The following is a 2413-nucleotide window of genomic DNA, read 5'->3' as shown; positions in this document are numbered from 1 at the left end:
TCGCGGCTCCGACAGCGGGCCTGCATTTCACGCCGGAGCTTTTTGCAGCGCTTGACGCCAAAGGCGTCGAACGCCGCTTCGTCACCTTGCATGTCGGCGCCGGTACGTTCCTGCCGGTCAAGGCGGACGACACCGCCGACCACAAGATGCATGCCGAGACCGGGTCGGTCAGCGAAGCCACTGCGGACGCCCTGAATGCCGCAAGAGCAAGGGGCGGTCGCATCGTTGCTGTCGGCACGACCTCGCTGCGTCTGCTGGAGAGTGCGGCGCGTGAGGACGGTACTCTGGCTGCGTGGTCCGGCCCGACCGATATCTTCATCACGCCCGGCTACTGTTTTCGCACCGCCGACATGCTGATGACCAATTTCCATCTGCCGCGCTCGACTCTGTTCATGCTGGTTTCGGCCTTCAGCGGCCTCGACACGATGCGCGCGGCCTATGCCCATGCGATCGAGAACCGTTACAGATTCTATTCCTATGGCGACGCAAGCCTGCTTTTCCGAGCGGAGACGAGCGATGGACGATGATCTGCAAGCCTTTGACCGCGATGCGCTGATCGCGGAAGTGAAAAAACTGCGCGCCGGCATTCGCCAGCACCGCGATTCCACCGGCCATGAATTGTGCTGGCATCACCCCGATCTGTGGGACCTGCTGCCGGAAAAAACCGAACCATCGATCGCCGTGCCGCCCTGGCCAAAATTCATGCGCGGCTGCATCCACTACCGCCAGTCGCTCGACAAGCAGGCGCCGGACGCCCCGGTCCACGACAAGGAATTCAATGGCTAAGCAGTTCAGCTTCAAGGTTCTGGCAATCGACGGCAAGGCGCGGCGCGGCGTGATCGACATGCCGCGCGGCGAAATCCGCACGCCAGCCTTCATGCCGGTCGGCACCGGCGGTACCGTCAAGACGATGTATATGGACCAGGTGCGCGGCGTCGGCGCCGACATCATCCTTGGCAACACCTACCATCTGATGCTGCGGCCAGGCGCCGAGCGTGTGGCGCGGCTCGGCGGCTTGCATGAATTCGCCCGCTGGCCGCATCCGATCCTGACCGACAGTGGCGGTTTCCAGGTCATGTCGCTGTCGAAGCTGAGAAAGCTGACCGAAAAGGGCGTCACCTTCCGCTCGCATATCGATGGCGCCGCCTACGAGATGTCGCCGGAGCGGTCGATCGAGATTCAGGGGCTGCTCGATTCCGATATCCAGATGCAGCTCGACGAATGCACGGCGCTGCCGGCCGAAATGAAGGAGATCGAGCGCGCCATGGAGCTGTCGCTGCGCTGGGCCGAGCGCTGCAAGACGGCGTTCGGCGACCAGCCGGGCAAGGCGATGTTCGGCATCGTGCAAGGCGGCGACAACGCAGCGCTGCGGGTGCGATCGGCGCAGGCGCTGAGCGCGATGGAGTTGAAGGGCTATGCGGTCGGCGGCCTGGCCGTCGGCGAACCGCAAGCGGTGATGCTCGAGATGCTCGACATCACCTGTCCGGAGCTGCCGGCGGACAAACCGCGCTATCTGATGGGCGTCGGCACGCCTGACGATATCCTGAAGTCGGTGGCGCGCGGCATCGACATGTTCGACTGCGTGATGCCGACACGGGCCGGCCGCCACGGCCTCGCCTATACAAGGCGCGGCAAGGTCAATCTGCGCAACGCCCGCCATGCTGACGATCCGCGCCCACTCGACGAGGAAAGCGACTGCCCGGCCGCCCGTGACTACTCACGCGCCTATCTGCATCATCTGGTGCGCTCGCAGGAAGCGCTCGGCGCCATGCTTTTGACGTGGAACAACCTGTCCTACTACCAGAAACTGATGCAGGACATCCGCGCTGCGATCGAGGCTGGCACCTTCGAGGCGCGCGGCGCCGAAATCACCGAGGGCTGGGCGAGGGGCGATATCCCGTTGCTGTAAGGCCTCAAGTGCTGAGCGAATTCGAGGCGCGCAGGCTGCAGCCGGTGATCTGGAACGTGCCGTCGGGCTGCTGCTGCAGCGTATAGACCGCCTCGTAATCCTTGCCATCGGGGCCGACGATCAGCACCTGCTGGACGATCGAACCCGGACCGGTCTCCTCGACCTTGCCGAAGGAATAAGTCTGCGGCTTGCGCACCGGCGGATAGCCGTTGGTCACCATGTTCATGAAGGCATCGACGGTCGGGAAGATCCGCTTCACATTCGGGGCGGCGAAGCTGTAGGCGGTGGCGCCGTCATTGGCGATGAGGGCCTTTAGCTGACCGTCGATGACGGACTGGCCTGCCTTGATCTCGGCATCGCCGGCCAATGCCGACGACACGCAGAGGAATGGAACGACTGCGAATGCGAAAAAGGCGCGGCGCATGGCCTGTCTCCGTTGTCCCGCGAAACATCTTCCCTTGAAATGGTGCTGTCCGAAGACGCATCATAACATACGCTTGACAG

Annotated in this window: 4 protein-coding genes; 3 read left to right on the top strand and 1 reads right to left on the bottom strand. The window is 63.5% G+C overall.

Annotation, left to right across the window (positions count from 1 at the left end; genetic code table 11):
• The 3 genes from EOA22_RS30880 to tgt form a co-directional block, all read left to right on the top strand.
• Positions 1 to 527 (top strand): S-adenosylmethionine:tRNA ribosyltransferase-isomerase (locus tag EOA22_RS30880; protein ID WP_164756075.1); only part of this gene is annotated, 527 nt, incomplete at its 5' end.
• Entirely contained in the window at positions 517 to 786 is a 270-nt protein-coding gene (locus EOA22_RS30875) for a hypothetical protein (protein ID WP_013531822.1), read from the top strand. The genes EOA22_RS30880 and EOA22_RS30875, both read left to right, overlap by 11 nt.
• A complete protein-coding gene (gene tgt, locus EOA22_RS30870) occupies positions 779 to 1909 on the top strand; it encodes a tRNA guanosine(34) transglycosylase Tgt (RefSeq protein WP_024503503.1) in 1131 nt (376 codons plus the stop codon). Before EOA22_RS30875 ends, tgt begins: the two co-directional genes overlap by 8 nt.
• A gap of 4 nt (positions 1910 to 1913) precedes the next feature.
• Here tgt and EOA22_RS30865 read toward each other — a convergent pair whose 3' ends face one another.
• Positions 1914 to 2333 (bottom strand): DUF4864 domain-containing protein, encoded by a 420-nt coding sequence (locus tag EOA22_RS30865; RefSeq protein WP_063167942.1) that lies wholly within the window; start codon positions 2331 to 2333, stop codon positions 1914 to 1916.
• Positions 2334 to 2413 lie beyond the last annotated feature (80 nt).

This window comes from Mesorhizobium sp. M7A.F.Ca.US.014.04.1.1, assembly GCF_003998745.1.
GTDB classification, from domain to species: Bacteria; Pseudomonadota; Alphaproteobacteria; order Rhizobiales; family Rhizobiaceae; genus Mesorhizobium; species Mesorhizobium ciceri.
Note: the sequence above shows the minus strand (reverse complement) of the source record. Positions and strands in the feature narration are given on the sequence as shown.